Source organism: Shewanella sp. Choline-02u-19 (assembly GCF_002836205.1).
Taxonomy (GTDB): domain Bacteria; phylum Pseudomonadota; class Gammaproteobacteria; order Enterobacterales; family Shewanellaceae; genus Shewanella.
Genome location: NZ_PJBE01000011.1, coordinates 21875 through 45280, shown reverse-complemented (window position 1 = coordinate 45280; position 23406 = coordinate 21875). Strand labels below are relative to the sequence as shown.

The window sequence follows — 23406 nt, the reverse complement described above, 5'->3', positions numbered from 1 at the left end:
GTGATCTTAGTTGCGGTTCGCAATTTGACAGGTATCGCTTAACAGTAATAGTAGAGCGTTAACGCTTTGCTTTGGCGCTAAGATGCACGGAGGCACAGCGATTTGATGCAAATATACACCAAAAATCTCGCTTGCGATAAGAAAAACCGACTAATTTAGTCGGTTTTTCTATTTGAGGGATTACAGCTTAAGGTTGGTCTTTAAGAAGCTGAGCATTTCACTGTAGTATTTTGCCCTATGTCCGTCATCATAAAATCCATGACCTTCATCATCCATCACTAACTTTTTAAAGGGATAATCGATTTCTTTGAGACTATCTTCTAATGATTCAAGTTGTTCAATGGGAGCTCTTTCATCTTCACCGCCATGAACTAATAAAATGTTGGTTTTGAGTTTGCTCACATTATAAGTTGGCGACATCGATTTTAATAATGCTTGGTCTTCACCAAGTATCTCTTTTAAGTAGTTCAGACCTGATCGGCGTCCTTGTACGTCACCTTCCTCAAACATGAGTGGTAAGTCGTAAACGCCGGCAAATCCAATGGCACACTTAAACATGTTCGGTTCGATAATGGCGCTTTGTAAGGCGCTATAACCACCAAAACTGCCTCCGGCAATACAGATACGCTTTGCATCAACGTAGCCTTCCTCTATAACGTACTGCGTAGCATCAATGATGTCATACTGAATATCAGTGCCCCACTTTTGGTACCCAGCCTTTTCAAAGGCATTACCGTAACCACCTGAACCACGGAAGTTGACTTGTAGTACCGCCATCCCTTCACTGGCTAACATTTGGTTTTGTGCGTTAAAGCCCCACCAATCTCTGACGTTATATGGGCCTCCATGGGGGTTTACCACTAAGGGTAAATTCTTGGCTTCTTTACCATGAGGTAATGTTAAGTAACCACTTATTTTGATCCCGTCTCGACTGACAAAACTGATAGGTTTAACTTCAGCCATTAGTTCAGGGTCGAGCCATTGTTTTTGAGATGCTAGATATTCAAGCTTTACTTTTTCAGTATCAAAGATGTAGTAGTCGCCTGGGTTGCGATCATTAGATGCTTTTATAATGAGTAAGTTGGAATCTCTATTTTCACTGACAATTTGGACCTGGTGACCAGGTAAAGCCGCTATCAGTTGTTTAAGTATTTTTGTGTGTTGTTCTTTGGGATTAACAAAAGCGTAGGTTGGGTAACCGTTGTCGAACTCTACTGCGTACAATTTTTTAGTTTTCTGGTTAATCCAAAAATTGCTTGGGTCGACAACTTCATCTTGAATTATTTTCTTTTTATTACCTGTTTCAAGATCGATGCTGTACACACCTAAAGTTTGCCCATCTTCACGGCCTGCGGCATAAATACTGTTTTTCTGTTCAGCAAAAGAAATAGGGCTAAAATCAAGGAGACCAATTGAGAGTTGGTCACTATTTACCCATTCACCATCTTTGCGGTAAAACACTTTAGTGGTGTTAGTTTTATCTTCACCAACAGCAAAGCGAACTTCACCTTTAAAATCAGTTAAGAATCTAGAATGACCAATTGGCGCACGCATCAGTTTTCTGCGTTTTCCTTTGTATATGTCGACACGATAAACGTCTTGTTTCCGCTCATAATCAAGGGTACGTTTATTATTCCAAGGTATTGCGTTAACCAACATGTAACGATCATCATTTGGCAGTGGATCTAAAATATAAGCGGTGGCTCGAATAGCTGTGTTCTTTTTTAGGTTTGAACCTGTTTGTTGTTCGCCACCGTTATAGCCAAACAAATATTGCGCATTAGAGCCATCAGCATTAACAGCAAATAACTCACCATAATAGATGGGAGTATCTTGCCAGCCTTTTAAGTACTCTTTTTGCAAAACGATTCGATCATCATTAGCCCATGCGTAGTTACCGACTTGAGCATTACCAGGGAAAAATACTGCATGGTGTAATTTCTTAGTTTTAGCATCCAATATTAACAGTTTATTTTTACCATCATGTTTGGTAATAGCGCCGATATAGTCACCGCCAGGTGAGAGTTTTAGATGACTAAACTCCGCTCCGCGACTAAATTGTTTTGCTATAGTTAGGGTGGTGTCTGAGCCAAAGGCCGGCATAGCTGTGGCAATAAGCACAACTAGGCTAATGAGAGAGGTGATCCTCATAATACTTCCTTGTTTAATTATAAAGAGTTGTATTTTTAAGCAGTTAGAGAGTAGGGGAAAAGTAATAAATTTTCAATGGGAAAGTTAACTAATAAGTAAGTGGCGAATGGCCCGCCACTTAGCGCATTAATGGCTAGCTCTGCAGCAGTTGTTGCTGAACAAATGCCCATTGTTCATTAAAGTGCTTGGTAGGCTTTATTTTAAACTCACTGCGAACAAACTGGGCAATTCTGCCCTCGGCAATTGCAAGCAGTAAGTTAGCCAGAACGGCTTCATCGATGTTAAAGCCTTGGGCTTCGCGTAAGCTTTTCTCGCGTAGAATTTGCTTAAGATGAGTTTCAATTTTAGAAAAAAGTTGGCTAATTCGACTGCGTAAACGTTCGTGTTCACCGAGTAAGGCGTCACCGTTTAACACTCTCGAAATACCGGGGTTACGCTCGGCGAAAACCAGCAGCAGTTGCAATAACTGTTGGCAGCGTTTCATGGTGTCTTTTTCTTCATCCATGATGAGATTGATTCGAGAAAGCAGTGACTCCTCGATAAACTCAATAAGGCCTTCAAACATACGTGCTTTGCTCGGAAAGTGACGGTAGAGGGCTGCCTCTGATACGCCAACTTCAGCTGCTAATTTAGCAGTGGTTATACGTTGTCCTGGATTTGTTTCTAGCATGGTCGCCAAACATTGAAGAATATGTTCGCGACGGTTTATTTTTGGGCTTGCAGCCATTTATCAGTCCTTCACTCGATTACTACTGAGCGAGATAGCAAGGAAACGCTGCTCCGTGCTATCTATAAAATGTAGTGATGCGTTTAACGCGGTAATGTATTATTTTGTACCTGAATGACCAAACCCGCCTGCACCGCGATCTGAGCTATCAAATTCATCCACAAGCTTAAACTCAGCCTGTACGACGGGAACAAACACTAACTGCGCAAGACGGTCACCAATTTCGATAGTGAAGGGTTCACTACCACGATTCCAGCAAGAAACCATTAAGGGTCCTTGGTAATCAGAGTCGATTAACCCCACTAAGTTACCGAGCACGATACCGTGCTTATGGCCTAGGCCTGAACGAGGTAATATGATGGCGGCCAAACTTGGATCTGCCACATGCACTGCAATACCGGTAGGGATAAGGACTGTTTGACCCGGTTGTATGGTGAGAGCAGTGTCGGTGATAGCGCGTAAATCCATTCCTGCGCTACCTGGAGTCGCATATGCAGGCAACGGAAACTGCGTGCCAATACGTGAGTCTAGGATCTTTAATTCAATCGGTGTTTTCATTTATTTTTTTACTTTTTCTGCGATTAGGGTGAGTAATTGCTTGGCTAACGTTTGTTTGTCAACAGGGGGTAAGTGTGTCGCACCACCGTGCCAAAACACGCTGAGCGCATTATTGTCGCTATTAAAACCAATGTTACTGTTAGACACATCATTGGCGGCGATCATATCGAGTTTCTTACGCACCAGTTTACCTTTGGCGTATTGTTCGACATCATTTGTTTCTGCTGCAAAACCAACCGTAAACGGACGTTTAGCATGGCTGGCAACGGTGGCTAAGATATCAGGATTTCGAACGAGCGCAAGCTGCATCTGTTCCGCAGATTTTTTTATTTTACTCTCTGCAATATCCGCTATTCGATAATCAGCCACTGCCGCACAACCGATAAAAATTTGGTGGTTTTCTACTTCTGGGATCACGGCATCAAGCATCTCTTGTGCTGACCCAACATCAATACGGGTGACATTCGCTGGAGTGGCTAAGTTTACAGGTCCTGCAACGAGTGTGACAGTTGCACCCATCTCAGCCGCCGCGCTAGCAAGTGCAAAGCCCATTTTTCCTGAACTGTGATTCGAGATATACCTTACGGGATCTATGGCTTCACGAGTGGGTCCTGCCGTGAGTAATAAAGAGACGCCATCTAACAATTTTGGCCCTAATAGCTGTTCGGCTCGTTCTGCAATCGCCACGGGTTCTAACATTCTGCCAGGGCCCACTTCGCCACAGGCTTGTGAGCCAGAATCTGGGCCCCATATTGTAAAGCCGCGTTGTGCTACGGTTTTTAAATTGGCTTGCGTCGCTGCATTGCGGTACATCTGCTGATTCATCGCAGGGCAAAGCACTATGGGCGCTTCTGTTGCTAGGCATGTGGTGGTGATGAGTTCATCGGCCATGCCGATACTCATGCGCGCAATTAAGTTTGCCGTGGCGGGGGCAATAATGATTAAGTCAGCCCAGCGGGCTAATTCTATATGGCCCATGGAGGCTTCAGCAGTGGGGTCGAGCAGGTCGGTGGCAACCGGATAGCCAGATAAAGCTTGGAGGGTGAGTGGTGTGATAAATTGCTGCGCACTTTGGCTCATGACGACTCTAACGTCAGCGCCACGGTCTTTTAGTTTGCGAACTAAATCAGCAGATTTATAGGCAGCAATGCCACCTCCAATTCCTAAAAGGACTTTCTTGTTTTTCAAACCCATACGTACTCTTCCATTATCATTTTGACGGATTTTAATGCCATCCGTGCAGTCGATGTGCGGCCTAAGATATCACAATCCTAAACGAGTTGATGAACAAGTTAGCAAATTCTCGACCATACTCAATGTTAAATAATAACAAGGAGGTTATTGTGGGAATTAAAGACTGGCCACAAGGCGAAGGACCAAGAGAGAAGCTACTGCTTAATGGTGCACAGCAACTATCGGATGCAGAGTTACTTGCAGTATTGCTCAGGGTTGGCCTTAAGGGCTTAAGTGCCGTCGAGTTAGCTCGTATTATGATAACCGAGTTTGGAGGGCTTAGAAGCTTGTTGACAGCGTCTCAAGCAGAAGTATGCCGTTTAGATGGAATTGGTCCAGTTAAGTATGCTCAATTGCAGGCTGCTGTAGAGATCGGTAAGCGAATTTCGAAAGAAAAGCTAAAAAGAGGCAAAATTTTATCGGATCCTGATTTAACTCGAGACTATTTAATGAGACAATTAGGGGATCGTGCCTACGAAGTGTTTGCTGTCTTACTGTTAGATAGTCAACATCGGGTGATTCAATTCGTTGAATTATTCAGGGGCACAATAAATTCTGCGTCAGTTTATCCGCGAGATGTGGTGAGCTTGGTGCTTGAGAAAAAAGCTGCGGCTGTGATCGTGTGTCACAATCATCCCTCTGGAGTTGCAGAGCCAAGTACAGCCGACAGACGAATTACTGAGCGATTGAAACAAGCCCTACAAACTATCGATGTTTCCTTGTTGGACCATATGGTTGTAGGCGATCGAGAGATAGTTTCTTTCGCTGAACGAGGGTGGATAGATTAATCTAACCCTTGATCTTTTATTTTAGATCCTGTATAAAATGCGCCCTCTGTTGTGTGCCTCAGGCGACGGCCGTGTTCGAGGTACATTAATGCTCGAGCGTTATATATATTGTTTTGGAGAAGTTTGACATGTCAAGAATATGCCAAGTAACTGGCAAGAAACCAATGGTTGGTAACAACCGTTCGCACGCGAAGAATTCTACGCGACGTCGTTTTTTACCTAACCTACAGAATCACAGATTCTGGTTAGAAATTGAAAAACGTTTCGTTAAGCTACGTATCTCTACTAAGGGTATGCGTATCATTGATAAGAAAGGTATTGAAGTTGTTGTTGCTGAACTTCGTGCCCGCGGCGAGAAGGTATAATAAACCATGGCTAAATCTAAAGGTAATCGTGAGAAGATCAAGCTAGTATCTAGCGCTAAAACTGGTCATTTCTACACGACTGAAAAAAACAAGCGTAACATGCCTGAAAAAATGGAAATCAAGAAATTTGATCCAGTTATTCGTCAGCATGTTATCTACAAAGAAGCTAAAATGAAGTAGTAACTTACTTTTAGCATCTTAAAAAGCCTCTATTTTTAGAGGCTTTTTTTTGTCTTAAAATCCGAATATACCCTCGATAATCCCCTCTCTCGCTACAACGACTGACTATTCATTTCTGCCATCATTAGCTTTATAGGCTTCAACCATTTAAATTCACATGCTTAACAATGTTATTTTATATTAATAAGTGAAAATAAATGCTGTTTAAATGAATTAAAATGCAATATCATCATTGGTGTTTATCAATGATGCAGATTGTTGCGACTGTCTATTTAGACTATAAGGTGGATTTAGCGTGCGTACTACAGAACTTGTCGATGGTTTTCGTCACTCAGCTTCCTATGTCAATGCGCATAGAGGTAAAACATTTGTCGTTATGCTTGGCGGCGAAGCGCTTGCGCAGCCGCAGTTCAAAGCCATTATTAATGATATCGCACTGCTGCATAGCTTAGGGATCAAGATTGTGCTGGTTCACGGCGCTCGGCCACAAATCGATGAAGCACTCGCTCAGCACAGCCTAACCCCTGAGTATTACAATGGTGTGAGGATCACTGAAGAAGATACCTTCAAAGTGATTAAACAGGTGGTTGGTGCATTGCAACTCGATATCACGGCTCGGCTGTCGATGAGTTTGAGTAATACTCCCATGCAGGGCGCTCAAATTAATGTGGTCAGTGGCAATTTTGTTATTGCGCAGCCATTAGGGGTTGAAGATGGTGTGGATTATAGCCTTAGCGGGAGAGTGCGACGGATTGACACTCACGGACTCAAGCGGCAGTTAGACAGTGGCTGCATCGTTTTATTAGGCCCTGTAGCAGCCTCAGTCACTGGAGAGAGCTTTAACTTAACGGCTGAAGAGGTTGCGACGCAAATTGCGGTTAAGTTGAAAGCTGACAAGATGATTGGCTTTAGCGCGCATAAAGGCATTATGGATGAGCATGGAGACGTCCTTGCTGAATTGATGCCGACTGATGCCCAAAGCATACTCAATAATTTGCCAGCGCAAGCGCCACTCTGTTTAGGGACCAAGGCATTTTTACAAGCCAGTATTGATGCATGTCGTAATGGCGTGAGTCGTTGTCATTTTGTCAGTTATTTAGATGATGGTGCGCTGCTACAAGAGCTGTTTTCTCGGGACGGTATCGGAACGCAAATTGTGACAGAAAGTGCAGAGCGCTTGCGTCGTGCTTCTATCAGGGATATCGGTGGCATTTTAGATCTTATCCGACCGCTGGAGGAAAAAGGGATTTTAGTGCGCCGTTCGCGTGAACAGCTCGAAGTTGAGATAGAGCAGTTTATGCTGATTGAGCGCGATAGTTTAGTGATTGGTTGCGCTGCTTTCTACCCTTTTGAAGAGGACAACGCGGGGGAGTTCGCCTGTTTGGTGGTGCATCCAGAATACCGAGATGCTGATCGTGGCAGTCTGTTGCTGCAAAATATTATTAGCCAAGCAAGGGTAAGGGGTTACTCACGGTTGTTTGCGTTAACGACTCGCAGTATTCATTGGTTTTTAGAGCATGGCTTTACGATTGTTGAAGTCGATGAGCTACCAGGGAAAAAGAAGCAGCTGTATAACTATCAACGTAAATCTAAGATCCTAGCATTAGATTTATAAGTGTTTTGCGCCAAGTTCATCTTGACCTAGTGCGTCTTGTGGCCAAGGATAGAGCGACTGTATTAATGAGAACGTCCTATGACTCAGAGCTTTGATCTTGCGCCACTCAGTTCGACAGGTAACTGGAGCTTTATTGCCTTACTGGTCGGCTTTATTGGATTGGGCATTTACATCTACTATAAGGCACTGCCGCAAACCAGCAAGGTGGTAATAGCAGCGGTACTGCTACCTATGGTAGGTGCGTTTAGTTGGATGCTGTATAGCGTTAATGATGCCAAGCTCATTCTGACGACAGACTCTGTAACGGTTGATGTGCCTTTTTATGGTTTTACCCTACCGATTGAAGATGTTAATAAGCTAGAGATCCGCAAGTTAGCTTGGCAACAAGGAGCTGATCTTAGCTTAAAACCCGATCTTCGCGTTAACGGTGTGGGCATGCCTGGTTTTCAGCTCGGATGGTTTAGATTGTCAGATCAGCAAAAGGCATTTGTGGCAATAACTGAGACCGACACCGTGGTGGTGATCCCCACGTTAAGAGGCTACTCAATACTACTGAGCATAGCGCAGCCTGATGCGCTGTTAAGTGCTATCAAATAAGCCTCGTATAGCTAAACCTATTACGTAAAAAGCGAACCTTAAGGGTTCGCTTTTTAGTATTTTTAAAGCCTACTTTTTTTGCTTTCGCTTATAGAACATATCGACAGTAAACAGGGCCAGTGCTGCCCAAATAAAGGCAAAGGTAATGCCTTTTTCTATATCAAAAGGCTCGTTAAACAAGTTTACTGCAAGAATAAACATGATGCTGGGTCCGATGTACTGAAAAAATCCGAGCATGGTGAATGGGATCCGCACTGCCGCCGCCGAAAAACACAATAGTGGCACCGTTGTCACTACACCGGCTGCGAGCAATAATAGATTGAGATGCATGTCATTGTTCAACAGATGCGTCATTGAATCACCCATATTGCTTAATAGATAAATCAGCGCAATTGGCATTAAAATCGCGGTCTCAACCAGTAAGCCCGTTTTTGCATCGACATTGACTTTCTTACGCAGTAATCCATAACAAGCAAAAGAGCCTGCTAAGGCAAGCGATACTAGTGGAATAGATCCAAACGAAATTAGCTGTACCGACACACCAATGGCGGCTAAAGAAACCGCAGCCCACTGCAGTTTGCGCAAACGCTCACCGAGAAAAAGCATGGCTAAAAATACATTAACCAGAGGGTTAATAAAGTAACCTAAACTGGCATCGAGCATATGGTCGTTATTCACCGCCCAAATAAACAGCAGCCAGTTAGCGGCGATTAATAATGAGGTGATACACAGAACGGCTAATTGTTTAGGCTTTTTTAATAGTTGTCTGACACGACTAAAGCCGCCAAACAAGCTCATTAATAACGCTACAAAAACAAATGACCAAAGTACACGGTGCAACAATATCTCAGTTGCAGACACATCAGTTAGCAATTTAAAGTACAGCGGAGCGAAGCCCCATAGGGTGTAGGCGCAAATGGCAAATGTGATGCCTTTACGGTGTTCAATATCTTGCATTAGAATGTGCTAAAAAGAGGGAGTAGGGCGTAATTGTAATCTCGTAGTGGCGCAGACTCAAGTTCGCCGAAGTGTTTATCTACACACTGCCGTGTGACAGTGAGGAAAGAAATGCTGCCACATGAGCGCAGAGTGCGACATATAAGCATTTTTAAAAAAATGGCTATCGTGAGTTTGGTATTGAGTCGGTCATGTTTGTTAGCGTAAAGCGATGAGTGCCGTTTCACTATCGCTTATTATGCGTTCGTCTCGATTAGCCAACCATATAAGTGCCTGTGCCGAAAGCAATATGATCGCCTTTTTCATTATGCAGTTCCATTCTGGAAACTGACACTCGATTGCCTGCGCGAATGACGGTACCAGTCCCGGTAAAAATCTCGCCACGTCCTGGACGTAAATAATCGATTCTAAGATCGATGGTGCTTAAGGTTTGAATACGTTTCTCTAACTCTTCGATACTCCAGTCATCACGACTAGCGACTAGGCCAGAAAAAGCCGTTAATCCGCCAACAACATCAAGCACGGTTGCCGTAACGCCACCATGCAATATTTTCTGATGGATATTACCAATCAATTCCGGCTTCATTTTGACGACAACTTCAACGCCTTCCACATCATAACGTTTGATATCCATGCCGAGTAAGTTGTGAAACGGCACATGTTGGTCAAACACCTCAGCGACCCTGCGTAATGTTTCTTGTTGAATAATATTACTCATTTTGCTCCCTGCTTGTTTCTTTTAGGATCAATCGCTTAGTGTTAGAGCATTTAATCTATCGCTAATGGAGCCTGTGTTGCAAGTTTAAATTTCAATCGATAAACCGTTTGGGGAGAGACAACGGCAGTTCGCTCCATTAGAATGGTCGGCCTTATATTTAACACAGGTTCACTATGGATAAGGTGGCAATCGAACAACCGGTCGATCAGTTATCAGCAAGCCTTCAGTCTGTCTTTGGATATCGCACGTTTAGAGACGGTCAGCGTGAAGTCATTGAACAGATCTGCGCTGGACAAGACTGCTTAGTGATCATGCCTACTGGCGGTGGTAAAAGCCTGTGTTATCAGCTGCCGGCATTGCAACTTTCAGGTTTAACGATAGTGGTGTCACCACTGATATCGTTAATGAAGGATCAAGTCGACAGCCTGACTCAGACTGGCGTGGCCGCTGCTTATCTTAACTCGTCTCAACCTAGGGAAGAGAGCCTAAAGATTTTGCAGCAGATGCGTTATGGCGAGCTAAAATTACTTTATGTTTCACCTGAGCGATTACTGCAAGCAAGCTTTATCGACCGGCTCCATGAGCTAAATATCTCTTTATTCGCCATTGACGAAGCGCATTGTATTTCGCAATGGGGCCATGATTTTAGACCTGAATATGCAGCGCTTGGCCGATTACGGCAGCAATTTCCTCAGGTGCCTATCATGGCATTAACCGCCACGGCAGATAATGCCACACGGGTGGATATCTGTGAGCGATTGACGATAAAGCCATTCTCGCTACTGACGAGCTTCGATAGACCTAATATTCGCTATACCGTCGCTGAAAAGCTCAATGCGGCTAATCAGTTGCGGCAGTTTATTGATGCGCAAAATGGTAACAGTGGCATCGTTTATTGTAGCAGTCGTCGCCGAGTGGACGAGGTGGCTGATCGTTTGCGCCTGCAGGGGCATCAGGCTGAAGCGTATCATGCTGGTCGCACTCAAGAAGAGCGAGCTAATGTGCAAGATCGCTTTCTAAAAGATCAACTGGATATTGTCGTGGCAACCGTGGCCTTCGGCATGGGGATCAATAAGTCTAACGTGCGTTACGTGGTGCACTACGATATTCCTAAAAGCGTTGAAGCTTATTACCAAGAAACGGGCCGAGCAGGTCGAGACGGTCTGGACTCCGAAGCGCTGATGTTATTTGACCCTGCCGACATCGGTAGAGTTAGGCATCTTATTGATCAATCGGAACCCGGGCCGCAGCAACAGGTAGAGTTTCATAAGCTCAACACTATGGCTGCCTTCGCTGAGGCGCAGACATGTCGTCGCCAAGTCTTGCTGCACTATTTTGATGAAAGCGCGTTAGAGCCATGCGGTAACTGTGATATTTGTTTGGACCCACCGAAAAAATACAATGGCATTCAAGATGCCCAAAAAGTGCTGTCGTGCATTTATCGACTCGGGCAACGTTTTGGTGTGAACCACCTGATTGAAGTGCTGAGAGGTTCTAAAGCGGCCACTGTGATGGAGCGGGGGCACAACAAACTTTCGACCTGGGGAATAGGTAAAGAGAAAAGCCATGAACATTGGTTAAGTGTCATTCGTCAGCTTATCCATCTAGGGCTTGCTAACCAAGATATCACTCGTGGCTCTTCGGTTACCCTTAACCCTTCAGCACGAACGGTATTAAAAGGCGAAGTTGAGTTATTACTGGCTGAGCCAAGAATCGTCATTCAAACCACTAAGCGCCGTGGCCATAATCCTAAAGCGCCAATCAATTATGATCGTAAACTCTTTGCCAGGCTTAAGTTATTGAGACGCACCATGGCCGAGGAGCTAGATGTACCGCCATATTTGGTGTTTAACGATGCCACTTTAGCTGAGATGGCCTCTATTTTACCCACCAGTCCCGCTGAGTTACTGGCGGTTAATGGTGTTGGTGAGCGAAAATTAGAACGTTTTGGTGGTGAGTTTTTAGATGAGATTGAAAACTACTTAGCCGAAGGATAATGAGCTTGGTTTAGTTCGTTTTTAGCTTTCTCAGTTGGTTAATATTGGCTCGCTTTATCATTGAATGCAGATCATCAAACTGTTGCATAGATGCTAGGCCAATATTGACTTTGCTCTCTTCTTGCCACACTGAAATGGTACTCGATAGCTGCTTAATCACATTCATCGCACCCTGCTCTGATGTATGCGGCAGCATGATGATGATCTGCTGATCAGATTGCTGTAATAACACATCTTGTTCCCGCAACTTTGTTTGTAGTTGTTCTATAACAATCGGCACATCAGCAGCAATAATATGCTTGGGATTAAAGACTAATAAGGACAAAGGGTAGCCAGCCTGTTTATTGATATTGAGCAGATCTTCAAGAGATTTCTTCTTATCCATCTTGGTGTCAAGATTGACTACGAGGTGTTCAGTTTGTTTTTGTTGCGGTAGTTTTCTTTGGTACCAAGTGATGAATATAACCAAACTGACGATCACTAACGCGATAGGGAAAAAAGAACTGAGCATTATCCCATTGGATGTTGTTGCCGTGATAAGGGAGTGTGTTGGCGGGGTTATCTGCTCTTTACGGCTTAAATCTGCCTTTAGCTGAGATAACCAAATATTCTTAATCGATAGCGTTTCATTTTCGAGAGCCTCTAATTGTTTAAGCTGATATTGATACGCGAGTGAGAACTTTCCCTGCTCTGCAAAGTAAGTCGCCAAAGTGGCATAGCAATTCTTTAAATCTGAGTAACGAGCATTGTCCTTCGCCAATGATATTGCTTGTTCCATTAGTGTCAAACCCGCAGCTTCATTATCCCGCTTTAGATTAACTTGGGCATTTAGCCATAAAACACTAATGGTGTTAATAGCATCAGCTTCCTTACGAAATGTACTTAAACTGAGGTTTAATAATTGTTCTGCGCTACTGTATTTCCCGCTGTCAAAATCAATAAGTGCAATTGTTTTGTAAGCAATCGCAAGCTCCAACGGTGTGCTTAACTCGGCGAGCTTGACTCTTGCTATCTGAGTATACTTATTACGCAGGTTTGGTTGTTGATTTTGCTGGGCGAATCTTGCCATATCGAGCGCAATAAAAAGTAAAACTTTTCCTTGTGTTGTCTCTTCATTCAAGGCTTTTTTCAAGTTTTTCTCTGCCTCTTTTTGTTCGCCTATCTCCGCCAACTGTTTGGCCATTGATGTGTATAGGTAGCCTTTAGGCGGCCAAGTCCATTTTTGTTTTTGTTGAGTAATGTCTGGATAGATATCGAGGGCTAATCGTAGATCTTCAATGGCCGCGTTGTTGTGATTAACATTGGCATTAAGCAGGCTTCTTAGCCAGAGGCCACCTATCAACGCTTGAGGCTGTTTTAGCTGACGTGACAATGAAATAGAGGAGTATAACAGCGGTAATGCTTGTTGATAGTCACCGAAGTTTGCATAAGCTTGCGCCATACAGTTTAAAAAGTAGGGCCGAGCTTGTTCAAGTCCTAATTGTTTTGCCCTAGCTTCGCTTAAACGTGCGAGATTGACTGCTGCCGCATTTTCGCCAAGTTGAATATAGGATTCACATTTAAGCGCACTTAAGCGCATTAATATAGAGTCTGATCTTACTACCCCCTCAAAGTGACTTTCGAGCGTATTAATCTCTGACAATGCTTGACTTGGATATTGAAATACAAGGGTATTTAATTGATCAAGTTGTTCTAACGTGCCCGCATATACTGGCGAAACCCAGCATGCCAGACAAAGAACGATGATCCTAAAATCCATTTTTAGCTCCAGTGGTAACTCTTCAATCCGCTTTCCATTAGCAGAACGGAGCTATTATAACCATTTTATCTAAAAATATGCATAAAAAAGCTGAACAGTTGAGAATATTGCGACATCACTCTATTTTCGGTGCTGCTTAGCAATAATATCTCGAGATAGTGTTTGTTGTTGACTTTAAGTGTCGCTATTGTCATTTGCGTAAGCAATGTTAGGCTTGTTAAATGCTGAAGTTGAGCAATTTAGACTTGACACAGATGGCTGGTCGCGTTAAAAATTAACTCTGTCAGCAACTCATGCTGGAATATTTATTTAATAAAGATGAATAATCATTGATGAAACACACAAGCACACTATTCCGACTCCTCATTCTCATTCTCGCAGTCACTGCGCGGCGGATATAGTGCTACACGCTTGAGAAAGCCAGCATTTATAAACCCCGCGCATAATACGCGGGGTTTTTTGTATTTAAATTGCCTGAAAGCATAACTGAACGTTTGAAGTTCAATGGAGATAATAGATGTCTAACCGCGTGATTATATTTGACACGACACTACGTGATGGCGAGCAAGCATTAGCTGCTAGTTTAACGGTTAAAGAAAAGCTTCAAATTGCGTTGGCCTTAGAACGTCTTGGCGTTGATATCATGGAAGTTGGTTTTCCGGTGTCATCACCGGGTGATTTTAAGTCGGTGCAGACGATTGCTAGAACGGTAAAGAATAGCCGTGTTTGTGCACTAGCAAGGGCATTAGAAAAAGATATCGATGCAGCCGCACAAGCCTTATCGGTTGCTGATCAGTTCCGTATCCATACCTTTATATCAACCTCAACCATTCACGTTGAAAGTAAGCTTAAGCGTTCTTTTGATCAAGTATTGGAAATGGCAGTGGCTGCTGTTAAGTATGCGCGCCGCTTTACCGATGATGTTGAATTCTCATGTGAAGATGCTGGTCGAACCCCTATTGATAACCTTTGCAGAATGGTTGAAGAGGCCATTAAGGCTGGTGCTCGCACCATAAACATTCCTGATACTGTCGGTTACACCGTACCGAGTGAATTCGGTGGCATTATTCAAACCTTGTTTAACCGAGTACCTAATATCGACCAAGCCGTTATCTCGGTTCATTGTCATGACGACCTTGGTTTGTCGGTGGCTAACTCTATAACTGCAGTGCAGCACGGTGCCCGCCAAATTGAGTGTACCGTCAACGGTATTGGTGAGCGTGCCGGTAACTGTTCGTTAGAAGAGATCGCGATGATTTTGTCGACCCGTAAAGGCACTTTGGGTCTAGAGACAGGCATTAATGCCAAAGAGATCCATCGTACTTCGAGTTTGGTGAGCCAGCTTTGTAATATGCCAGTGCAGGCAAACAAAGCCATTGTGGGTGCTAACGCCTTCACACACTCTTCCGGTATTCATCAAGATGGTATGTTAAAAGCGAAAAATACCTACGAGATTATGACACCAGAAAGTATCGGCTTAAACCGTAGCAATCTGAACATGACGTCACGCTCTGGAAGACATGTTATTAAGCATCGTATGAGTGAACTCGGTTATAGCGAGCAAGATTACGACATGGACGTGCTATATAACGATTTCTTAGTGTTGGCGGACAAAAAAGGCCAGGTGTTTGATTACGATCTTGAAGCGTTAGCCTTTATGGAAGCACAAGCGGAAGATGATGATCATTTTAAGCTACAGCAGTTAGTGGTGCATTCAGATTCTACCGAAGGCAGCGCTACAGCCACCGTTAAAATTGAAGTCAATGGTCAAACGATTACCGAAGCGGCTATTGGTAATGGCCCTGTCGATGCAGCTTATAAAGCGGTTGCTCGTGCAAGTGGCTGTGAGATAGACATCACTAGCTACCAGCTTGGCGCGAAAGGCGAAGGGCAGAATGCACTGGGTCAGGTCGATATTACCGCCAGTTATCGTCAGCAGAACTTCCACGGTGTCGGACTTGCCACAGACGTTGTTGAAGCCTCGGCTAAAGCATTAGTTCATGTGATGAACCTTACTTGGCGAGCCGATAAAGTCGCTGATTGTAAGCAGAAGATTAAACAGAATAAGCAAGAACTCGGCTGTGTTTAGGCTTTAAACATAGCAATAGTTTGATGTACCCGATTTGAATATAAGAAAAATTTAAAGGAGATAGTTGTCGTATGAGTTATCAAATAGCAGTGTTAGCTGGAGATGGGATTGGTCCTGAAGTCATGGCAGAAGCCCGTAAAGTACTTACGGCTATTGAGGAACGCTTTGCTCTTTCTATTGAATATACTGACTACGATGTTGGCGGCGCCGCGATTGATAATCAAGGTTGCCCGTTACCGGAGGCGACTCTTAAAGGCTGTGAAGCCGCTGACGCTATTCTTTTTGGTTCAGTAGGCGGTCCTAAGTGGGAACACTTAGCGCCAAATGATCAACCAGAGCGTGGAGCATTATTGCCGTTGCGTGGTCACTTTGAGCTGTTCTGTAATATGCGTCCGGCTAAATTACATGCTGGGCTTGAGCATATGTCACCGCTGCGCAGTGATATTTCATCACGTGGATTTGATATACTTTGCGTGCGAGAACTCACCAGTGGTATCTATTTTGGTAAGCCTAAAGGCCGTCAGGGCGAAGGTGAAAACGAAGAAGCGTTTGATACCATGCGTTATAGCCGTAAAGAGATCACCCGTATTGCTAAAATTGCTTTTGAGACCGCTCAAGGTCGTCGTAAAAAAGTCACCTCCGTTGATAAAGCGAATGTGCTGGCATGTTCAGTGTTATGGCGTGAAGTTGTTGAAACGGTAGCGAAAGATTATCCAGATGTTGAGCTTGAACATATCTATATTGATAATGCGACCATGCAACTATTACGTCGCCCCAATGAGTTTGATGTGATGCTCTGTTCTAACTTATTTGGCGATATCATCTCTGACGAGATAGCCATGCTAACCGGATCTATGGGCTTACTATCGTCTATCAGTATGAACAGTTCAGGTTTCGGTTTGTATGAGCCCGCTGGCGGCAGTGCGCCAGATATTGCGGGTCAAGGTATTGCCAATCCAGTGGCGCAGATTTTGTCTGCAGCTTTGTTATTGCGCCATAGCTTAAAGCAAGAAGCAGCCGCAACGGCGATAGAGTTAGCGGTAGGTAAAGCATTAGGTGACGGTTATTTAACCGGTGAATTACTGCCAGCTGAGGAGCGTCACAATGCAAAATCAACCCGCCAAATGGGCGATTATATTGCTCAGCTTGTAAGAGAAGGTGTTTAACAATGGCTAAGACGTTATATGAAAAGGTATGGGATGACCATATTGTGGTGGCGACAAAAGGTGAAGCACCGATTATCTATGTCGATAGACATCTCGTCCATGAAGTGACCTCGCCTCAAGCATTTAGTGGTTTGCAAGTGGCGGGTCGCAAAATGCGCGCCCCAGAAAAAACTTTTGCCACCATGGACCATAACACCTCAACGACCAGTGCTAGCTTGGATGCCTTAAGTATTATGGCGCGCACTCAAGTGCAAACCTTGGAGCGCAACTGTAAAGAGTTTGGTGTGCGTCTTTATGATATTCATCATAAGAACCAAGGTATTGTGCATGTAATGGGCCCTGAACTGGGTATTACCTTACCGGGCACTGTGATTGTATGTGGCGATTCACATACTGCAACTCACGGCGCTTTTGGGGCGTTAGCATTTGGTATCGGTACCTCGGAAGTTGAACATGTGATGGCAACGCAGACGTTACGTCAGCTAAAAGCCAAGACGATGAAGATTGAAGTGCGTGGCCACGTTGCTGATGGCATTACCGCAAAAGATATCGTATTGGCAGTTATTGGTAAGATTGGCATGGACGGCGGTACGGGCTACGTGGTTGAGTTTTGTGGCGAAGCCATTGAAGCGCTTAGCATGGAAGGCCGCATGACCGTGTGTAACATGGCCATCGAGATGGGCGCCAAAGCGGGCATGATAGCCCCTGACGCAACCACCGCTGCGTACATTAAGGGTCGTGAATTCGCACCAAAAGGCGACAATTGGGAGCAAGCCGTTGCGGCTTGGGCGCAATTGAAAACAGACGATGATGCAGTATTTGATGCGACGGTGACGCTTGAAGCGGGCGATATTGCTCCACAGTTAACTTGGGGAACCAACCCTGGACAAGTGGTGGCGATTGACCAATTGGTGCCTAATCCAATTGATGCCATCAATTCAACGGTTCGTTCAAGTATCGAGAAAGCCCTTAAATATGTTGATTTGAGCGCAGGCACCTTAATGACAGATGTAGACATTAATAAGGTGTTTATCGGTTCATGTACTAACTCTCGTATTGAGGACCTTCGCGCTGCTGCGGTACATGCTAAAGGGCGTCAAGTTGCCCAAGGCGTGACTGCGATAGTGGTGCCAGGTTCTGGCCTTGTGAAAGAGCAAGCAGAAGCGGAAGGCTTAGATAAGATATTTTTGGATGCTGGCTTTGAGTGGCGTCTACCGGGGTGCTCTATGTGCTTAGCGATGAATGACGATAAGTTAGAAGCGGGCGATCGCTGCGCATCGACGAGTAACCGTAACTTTGAAGGTCGACAAGGGCGAGGTAGCCGCACTCACTTGGTGAGTCCCGCTATGGCCGCTGCTGCAGCTATTGCAGGTCATTTTGTTGATATCCGTAAACCTTACTAGAGAGTTAAGTTATGCAACCATTTATTGCACACACAGGGCTTGCGGTTATCATTGATAGCGCAAACATTGATACCGACCAGATTATTCCGAAGCAGTTTTTGTCTAAGGTGACCCGCGATGGTTTTGGCATTCACCTGTTCCATGACTGGCGTTATCTTGATGATGCCGGCAATGAGCCTAATCCTGATTTTAGTTTAAATAAACCCCGTTATAAAGGGGCCTCTGTCTTAGTCTCGCAAGAGAACTTTGGCTGTGGTTCTAGTCGAGAACACGCCCCATGGGCACTGGCTGACTTTGGTTTAAAAGCCATTATTGCCCCGAGCTTTGCCGATATCTTTTATGGCAACTCAATCAACAATGGTTTATTGCCCGTTCAGTTAACAGAAACAGAAGTTGCTCAATTGATCACAGAGATTGAAGCGCAACCAGGCGCCGAGGTCCATGTTGATCTGCAAGCATTAACTGTGACGTCGCCGTCTGGCGCGGTGTTTAGCTTCCAAATAGCGGAGTCTGCCAGACACAACTTGCTAAATGGTCTCGATGCGATTGGATTGACGTTAGCTCAATCTGATGCGATTGCAACGTACGAAGCAAATTTACCGGCATGGAGAGTTTAACTAAAGCCTGAAGATGTGATTATTAAGCGTACATCTGTACCAGCGTATCGTTTTAAGAAAGCCATTTAGGTTTAAACCTAAATGGCTTTTGTTTTAAATGTTACCACCAACCAGTTAACGCATTGTAATTATGGGTTTATTTAGTTTTGGCTTAAGACTTTTTGCATCCATTGCTTTTTAGGTAGTGATTTATGCTACTAGAGTTTGTTTTTTTGAGTGTACGTTTGTTTTTCTTTGTGTTGTTAGTATTCATTTGTAATTATTGCCTTTTTATGTGATTTTATTTTTTGACTTGTCTGCTTTAGCGACGTTTTCTGCGCGTTTGTATCCTGTTTTAAATTTTAAACTGTGATCTGTAATGGGTTATCACTGCACTTAATGCTTTTTGGTGGTGTTTTATGCTGTTTTTATTAAAACGCTTGTAAAGATATTCTGTGCTTGTAAAATCCGCTCCACTTTAAAGTGGAGTGATTACTCTACTTGTTGTAATTACATAATTAGAGAATAAAAATGAATAAGCGTTTATTAACACTTGCCGTTAGCACGGTACTTTTGGGGAATGTGACACAGGTTCAAGCTGCTGGATTCCAGCTAGCTGAATACTCAGCTACGGGCCTTGGGCGTGCGTTTGCTGGTGAAGCGGCAATGGCTGATAACGCAGCTGCACAGTTTCGTAATCCGGCGATGTTGACTTATTTAACGGGTACTCAAATGACGGCGGGCGCCATTTTGGTTATGCCGAATATCGATATCAACGGCGAAGTGACCTATACCGATGGCACTAACCCTACTTCTGCAAAAGATATCGCTGACGATGCTGTTATTCCAAACTTCTATGTATCTCATCAGATAAACCAACAGTGGTTTGTTGGTCTTGCGCTAGGCAGCAACTTTGGTATGGCGACTGAGCTTGATGATGATTTTCGCGGTACTCAATTTGGTAATGAAGCATCAGTAACCACAATCGAAATTAACCCGAATGTGGCTTACCGCATTAATGATCAATTTAGTATTGGTGCTGGTGTGCGCTTTGTTATTGGCGAAGGCAGCATTGGTGCGAAAAGTTCAGTTGACACCGTTCTTCCTACTCCTATGGGCAATTTGCCAGTACCGAAGGGAACAACGCTCAAATACATGGAAGGTGATGATACTGCTTGGGGCTGGCAGCTTGGTGGTGCTTGGCAGATCAATGCCGATAACCGTATCGGACTGAACTATCGATCTGCTGTGGATCAAAACCTTGAAGGAGAAGCTGGCGGTTTAGCCTTTAATCCTATGGATCCTAACATGAAAATGGCGGGCTCTATGGAGCTGTCATTGCCAGCAACTGCTGAAATTGCTTCATTCCATCAACTCAGTGAGAAGCTAGCGATCCATGCCAGCATCAACTGGACTGATTGGAGTTCATTCGACAAGCTTGAAGCCATTATTCCATCGCTATCTGAGCCGACTCAACTAGTGAAGCAAGAAAACTGGGAAGACAACTACCGTTTTGCACTGGGTACCACTTATCAGTTAAACGACACTCTTAGCATGAGAGCGGGTGTTGCATATGACAAGTCAGCAGTATCTGATGCAAACCGTACTCTAACCATTCCAGAAATGGATCGTCTCTGGTTGAGTGCGGGTATGGGTTACCGCATTAGTGAAAACTTTGATATGGACTTTGGCCTGACTTACATCTTTGCTGATGAATCTCCAGTGGTTGAACCTCGTCCTGGTATCCCATCAGATGATTCTTCTGCACACTTTGGTGGTACTTTTAGTGGAACGACCAGCGGCAATATTTTGTTAGTCGGTATTCAAACAAGTTACCGCTTCTAAGCTCATAATATTGTAAGTAGCATGGCACTTACAACACGCGAGTGTTGTTCTGTAACGTTATAAGCCTCGCAATTGCGAGGCTTTTTACTTTCTATTGGGGTTGGATTATTAGATGAGTTTCATGGTAAAAAAGACTAATAGTTATCTTTGTGCTTGGTCTAAAGGTTCATGCTAAGGGCCATTGGTCTCTCTGGTACAGAAATGCTGACGTAGACCTCATCAAAAAATGAACTGGGTGCGGCAATGGCAGATTATTTGTAGTACTTACCGATGCTAAAGTGACTCCGGCTCAAGTGGTTGGCTCTGCTAATGATGTCAGCACGGTTATGAAGGTCACCTGGAGCTATAAGGGTGAAACGTCGGCGGATAATAGTCATATTGTGCAACCGGAAATCGGCCTGCTACAAGATACACGTCAATAAGGAAGTTTTTTGTGTCAAAGAAATATGTCATAGCGCTTGATCAAGGCACTACCAGTTCTAGAACCATCGTTTTTGATCATAACGCGAATATGGTGGCGAGCTCTCAGCGAGAGTTTGGGCAAATTTATCCCAAGCCGGGTTGGGTTGAGCATGATGCGATGGAGATATGGGCATCTCAAAGCTCAACGCTAATAGAAGCATTGGCAAGAGCCGATATTCATAGTGAGGACGTCGCAGCGATTGGCATCACTAATCAGCGTGAGACCACGGTTATTTGGGACAAAATAACGGGTAAACCAGTCTATAACGCTATTGTATGGCAATGCCGAAGAAGCAAAGCGATATGCGATGAATTGAAAGCACAGGGGCTTGAAGATTACGTTAGAGATACCACGGGCTTGCTGTTAGATCCTTATTTTTCAGGTACTAAAATAAAATGGATCCTAGACAATGTTGATGGCGTAAGAGCGCGGGCTGAAAGAGGCGAGCTTTTATTTGGCACCATAGATACTTGGTTAGTCTGGAAGCTTACCGAAGGTAAAGTGCATGTCACTGATCCAACCAATGCCTCGCGTACGTTATTGTTCAATATTCATCGCCAAGAGTGGGATGAAAAGCTGCTTAATGCACTTAATATCCCACGATCCATTCTTCCAGAAGTCAAACCGTCGTCAGCGATCTATGGTCACACCCGTATTGTGGGCGAGGGCGGCAGCATTGCGATTGCAGGGATCGCTGGCGACCAGCAATCAGCGTTGTTTGGTCAACTATGCATTGATGAAGGCATGGCAAAAAATACCTATGGTACTGGCTGCTTTTTATTAATGAACACGGGCACAGAAGCGGTGAAGTCAAAGCATGGTTTACTAACAACCATTGCGGTCGGGGCTAAAGGCGAAGTCAATTATGCGCTCGAAGGGTCGGTATTTATGGGGGGCGCGACCATTCAATGGCTGCGTGATGAGTTAGGTCTTATTCGAGATGCACAAGATACGGAGTACTTTGCTTCAAAAGTAGATGACACCAATGGCGTATATCTGGTGCCGGCATTTGTTGGATTAGGTGCACCGTATTGGGATCCTGACGCTCGAGGTGCATTAGTTGGGCTGACACGTGGTGCAAATCGTAATCATATTATTCGTGCAGCACTTGAAGCCATTGCCTACCAAAGTCGAGATCTGCTTGATGCGATGAGTAAAGACAGTGGTGTGCAGCTTAAGCAGATAAAAGTGGACGGGGGGGCGGTTGCCAACGACTTTTTAATGCAGTTTCAAGCCGATATCACTAATGTAGAAGTGTTGCGTCCAGAGTTAACTGAAACCACGGCGATGGGGGCTGCATTCTTAGCGGGATTAGCGGTCGGCTTTTGGAGTTCTACAGCAGAGCTTAAGCATAAATCGGGCATAGAGCGACGTTTTAAACCGCAGCTGAATGATGCTGCTAGAGCCACTCTGTATGATGGCTGGAAAGAAGCGGTGGCTAGAACACGTTAGATATTGATGTCGATATGAGGAAAGGGCGAGTCATCTTCTTTATCAGCTGGAGAGTGTCGTTCTTCGTCATCACGCCTATCTTCGACATAGTTTTTACGTCTTTCTAACGTTGGTTCTAGCTGATAAAGACCGGGTGGGTTTTTACGTCTTTCCTCTCGAGACTGACGTCTTTCCAAATTTGGCGGTAGTTGTGATTGTGGTTGTTCATGACTATCCGCTGCAATCGCGGCACTATTATCTACTGGCTTTACACCATTTTTCTGTTTAATCTCACGCAGTGGTGGTCGTGCAAGCATGGCGTAAACACTGTCTAAACTGATCATACTGCTCCCTCTTTGTAAGTTATTGATACCTTATATATCGACCGCTACTGATTAAAATTTAGCCTGTTGGTGATGTTTTTCGAAATGAGTGATGGTTTAAGTCAAAGACTCCACCTTATTGGGGCTTTAATCGTATTGACCATCGTTGGTATCTGCTCGAATCCCTGACGGTGACAACCAGATTCTGTGTTTGACTGTAAGATATTTATGATTAAGGCATGGTAATGGGTTAAATATTGTTAACCCTATTTTATCTGCAGCTCTCTGAAAGTGGCTTTTACTTCGGTAAATAGACTAATTAAGGCTTCGTTAATAAATGGCTGTAGGGGAAAAAACATCCTTAAAGTACGACCTCAGATCCACTCTATTACTCTCTACTGTCTGTTTTTCCTACTGATTAGAAATTTTGAATAACCTAGCTCCC

Annotated in this window: 21 protein-coding genes; 13 read left to right on the top strand and 8 right to left on the bottom strand. The window is 44.2% G+C overall.

Translation table 11 applies throughout. The features are described 5' to 3' along the window. Positions 1-180: 180 nt before the first annotated feature. The 4 genes from CXF83_RS01560 to coaBC form a co-directional block, all read right to left on the bottom strand. Positions 181-2151 carry an alpha/beta hydrolase family protein gene (locus CXF83_RS01560; RefSeq protein WP_101089352.1) on the bottom strand — a complete coding sequence of 657 codons (1971 nt, stop codon included), beginning with the start codon at positions 2149-2151 and terminating at the stop codon, positions 181-183. A gap of 133 nt (positions 2152-2284) precedes the next feature. Beyond that, complete coding sequence (slmA, locus tag CXF83_RS01555) at positions 2285-2878, bottom strand: nucleoid occlusion factor SlmA (protein ID WP_101089353.1); 594 nt, start codon at positions 2876-2878, stop codon at positions 2285-2287. Between the two features lie 99 nt (positions 2879-2977). After that, complete coding sequence (dut, locus tag CXF83_RS01550; RefSeq protein WP_101089354.1) at positions 2978-3436, bottom strand: dUTP diphosphatase; 459 nt, start codon at positions 3434-3436, stop codon at positions 2978-2980. Beyond that, the gene (gene coaBC, locus CXF83_RS01545) at positions 3437-4630 is read right to left on the bottom strand and encodes a bifunctional phosphopantothenoylcysteine decarboxylase/phosphopantothenate--cysteine ligase CoaBC (protein ID WP_101089355.1); all 1194 of its coding nucleotides are present in this window, start codon (positions 4628-4630) and stop codon (positions 3437-3439) included. A 149-nt stretch (positions 4631-4779) separates the two neighbouring features. Between coaBC and radC the strand changes: the two genes are divergently transcribed. The 5 genes from radC (at position 4780) to CXF83_RS01520 (ending at position 8214) form a co-directional block, all read left to right on the top strand. Then, complete coding sequence (gene radC, locus CXF83_RS01540; RefSeq protein ID WP_101089356.1) at positions 4780-5457, top strand: RadC family protein; 678 nt, start codon at positions 4780-4782, stop codon at positions 5455-5457. Positions 5458-5585: 128 nt separating this feature from the next. Beyond that, positions 5586-5822 (top strand): 50S ribosomal protein L28, encoded by a 237-nt coding sequence (gene rpmB, locus CXF83_RS01535; RefSeq protein WP_101089357.1) that lies wholly within the window; start codon positions 5586-5588, stop codon positions 5820-5822. 6 nt (positions 5823-5828) lie between these two features. Beyond that, on the top strand, positions 5829-6002 hold the full coding sequence (gene rpmG / locus CXF83_RS01530; RefSeq protein ID WP_101089358.1) for a 50S ribosomal protein L33: 174 nt from the start codon (positions 5829-5831) through the stop codon (positions 6000-6002). 295 nt (positions 6003-6297) lie between these two features. Next, positions 6298-7617: an amino-acid N-acetyltransferase gene (gene argA, locus CXF83_RS01525; RefSeq protein WP_101089359.1), complete on the top strand. Its 1320-nt coding sequence runs from the start codon at positions 6298-6300 to the stop codon at positions 7615-7617. A 78-nt stretch (positions 7618-7695) separates the two neighbouring features. Beyond that, positions 7696-8214, top strand: coding sequence for a PH domain-containing protein (locus CXF83_RS01520; protein ID WP_101089360.1), 519 nt, complete (start codon positions 7696-7698; stop codon positions 8212-8214). A 69-nt stretch (positions 8215-8283) separates the two neighbouring features. On the opposite strand, the gene rarD is transcribed toward CXF83_RS01520, so the two are convergent. Next, complete coding sequence (gene rarD, locus CXF83_RS01515) at positions 8284-9171, bottom strand: EamA family transporter RarD (RefSeq protein ID WP_101089361.1); 888 nt, start codon at positions 9169-9171, stop codon at positions 8284-8286. A 253-nt stretch (positions 9172-9424) separates the two neighbouring features. After that, the gene (locus CXF83_RS01510; RefSeq protein WP_101089362.1) at positions 9425-9889 is read right to left on the bottom strand and encodes a thioesterase family protein; all 465 of its coding nucleotides are present in this window, start codon (positions 9887-9889) and stop codon (positions 9425-9427) included. Between the two features lie 173 nt (positions 9890-10062). Between CXF83_RS01510 and recQ the strand changes: the two genes are divergently transcribed. After that, complete coding sequence (gene recQ / locus CXF83_RS01505) at positions 10063-11886, top strand: DNA helicase RecQ (protein WP_101089363.1); 1824 nt, start codon at positions 10063-10065, stop codon at positions 11884-11886. A gap of 10 nt (positions 11887-11896) precedes the next feature. Here the strand turns inward: recQ and CXF83_RS01500 are convergent, their stop codons facing one another. Beyond that, positions 11897-13645 carry a histidine kinase gene (locus tag CXF83_RS01500; RefSeq protein WP_101089364.1) on the bottom strand — a complete coding sequence of 583 codons (1749 nt, stop codon included), beginning with the start codon at positions 13643-13645 and terminating at the stop codon, positions 11897-11899. A 517-nt stretch (positions 13646-14162) separates the two neighbouring features. Here CXF83_RS01500 and leuA point away from each other — a divergent pair. The 7 genes from leuA (at position 14163) to glpK (ending at position 22659) form a co-directional block, all read left to right on the top strand. Further along, positions 14163-15734 (top strand): 2-isopropylmalate synthase, encoded by a 1572-nt coding sequence (gene leuA / locus CXF83_RS01495; protein WP_101089365.1) that lies wholly within the window; start codon positions 14163-14165, stop codon positions 15732-15734. A 71-nt stretch (positions 15735-15805) separates the two neighbouring features. Then, positions 15806-16900, top strand: coding sequence for a 3-isopropylmalate dehydrogenase (leuB, locus tag CXF83_RS01490; RefSeq protein WP_101089366.1), 1095 nt, complete (start codon positions 15806-15808; stop codon positions 16898-16900). A 2-nt stretch (positions 16901-16902) separates the two neighbouring features. Continuing rightward, positions 16903-18303 carry a 3-isopropylmalate dehydratase large subunit gene (gene leuC / locus CXF83_RS01485; RefSeq protein WP_101089367.1) on the top strand — a complete coding sequence of 467 codons (1401 nt, stop codon included), beginning with the start codon at positions 16903-16905 and terminating at the stop codon, positions 18301-18303. 11 nt (positions 18304-18314) lie between these two features. Continuing rightward, a complete protein-coding gene (gene leuD, locus CXF83_RS01480) occupies positions 18315-18920 on the top strand; it encodes a 3-isopropylmalate dehydratase small subunit (protein ID WP_101089368.1) in 606 nt (201 codons plus the stop codon). Between the two features lie 510 nt (positions 18921-19430). Beyond that, positions 19431-20744, top strand: a complete 1314-nt coding sequence (locus CXF83_RS01475; protein WP_101089369.1) for an outer membrane protein transport protein — start codon at positions 19431-19433, stop codon at positions 20742-20744. A 278-nt stretch (positions 20745-21022) separates the two neighbouring features. Continuing rightward, positions 21023-21166: a hypothetical protein gene (locus tag CXF83_RS22430; protein WP_157822875.1), complete on the top strand. Its 144-nt coding sequence runs from the start codon at positions 21023-21025 to the stop codon at positions 21164-21166. Between the two features lie 11 nt (positions 21167-21177). Further along, positions 21178-22659: a glycerol kinase GlpK gene (glpK, locus tag CXF83_RS01470; RefSeq protein WP_101089370.1), complete on the top strand. Its 1482-nt coding sequence runs from the start codon at positions 21178-21180 to the stop codon at positions 22657-22659. Here the strand turns inward: glpK and CXF83_RS01465 are convergent. Beyond that, a complete protein-coding gene (locus CXF83_RS01465; protein WP_101089371.1) occupies positions 22656-22982 on the bottom strand; it encodes a hypothetical protein in 327 nt (108 codons plus the stop codon). The genes glpK and CXF83_RS01465 overlap by 4 nt on opposite strands. Between the last annotated feature and the right edge of the window lie 424 nt (positions 22983-23406).

Excerpts from the sequence above, each read along its gene's own strand:
- CXF83_RS01560 (WP_101089352.1), bottom strand. The coding sequence starts at position 2,151 with ATGAGGATCACCTCTCTCATTAGCCTAGTTGTGCTTATTGCCACAGCT.
- slmA (WP_101089353.1), bottom strand. The coding sequence starts at position 2,878 with ATGGCTGCAAGCCCAAAAATAAACCGTCGCGAACATATTCTTCAATGT.
- dut (WP_101089354.1), bottom strand. The coding sequence starts at position 3,436 with ATGAAAACACCGATTGAATTAAAGATCCTAGACTCACGTATTGGCACG.
- coaBC (WP_101089355.1), bottom strand. The coding sequence starts at position 4,630 with ATGGGTTTGAAAAACAAGAAAGTCCTTTTAGGAATTGGAGGTGGCATT.
- rpmB (WP_101089357.1), top strand. The coding sequence starts at position 5,586 with ATGTCAAGAATATGCCAAGTAACTGGCAAGAAACCAATGGTTGGTAAC.
- rpmG (WP_101089358.1), top strand. The coding sequence starts at position 5,829 with ATGGCTAAATCTAAAGGTAATCGTGAGAAGATCAAGCTAGTATCTAGC.
- CXF83_RS01520 (WP_101089360.1), top strand. The coding sequence starts at position 7,696 with ATGACTCAGAGCTTTGATCTTGCGCCACTCAGTTCGACAGGTAACTGG.
- rarD (WP_101089361.1), bottom strand. The coding sequence starts at position 9,171 with ATGCAAGATATTGAACACCGTAAAGGCATCACATTTGCCATTTGCGCC.
- CXF83_RS01510 (WP_101089362.1), bottom strand. The coding sequence starts at position 9,889 with ATGAGTAATATTATTCAACAAGAAACATTACGCAGGGTCGCTGAGGTG.
- recQ (WP_101089363.1), top strand. The coding sequence starts at position 10,063 with ATGGATAAGGTGGCAATCGAACAACCGGTCGATCAGTTATCAGCAAGC.
- CXF83_RS01500 (WP_101089364.1), bottom strand. The coding sequence starts at position 13,645 with ATGGATTTTAGGATCATCGTTCTTTGTCTGGCATGCTGGGTTTCGCCA.
- leuA (WP_101089365.1), top strand. The coding sequence starts at position 14,163 with ATGTCTAACCGCGTGATTATATTTGACACGACACTACGTGATGGCGAG.
- leuB (WP_101089366.1), top strand. The coding sequence starts at position 15,806 with ATGAGTTATCAAATAGCAGTGTTAGCTGGAGATGGGATTGGTCCTGAA.
- leuC (WP_101089367.1), top strand. The coding sequence starts at position 16,903 with ATGGCTAAGACGTTATATGAAAAGGTATGGGATGACCATATTGTGGTG.
- leuD (WP_101089368.1), top strand. The coding sequence starts at position 18,315 with ATGCAACCATTTATTGCACACACAGGGCTTGCGGTTATCATTGATAGC.
- CXF83_RS01475 (WP_101089369.1), top strand. The coding sequence starts at position 19,431 with ATGAATAAGCGTTTATTAACACTTGCCGTTAGCACGGTACTTTTGGGG.
- CXF83_RS01465 (WP_101089371.1), bottom strand. The coding sequence starts at position 22,982 with ATGATCAGTTTAGACAGTGTTTACGCCATGCTTGCACGACCACCACTG.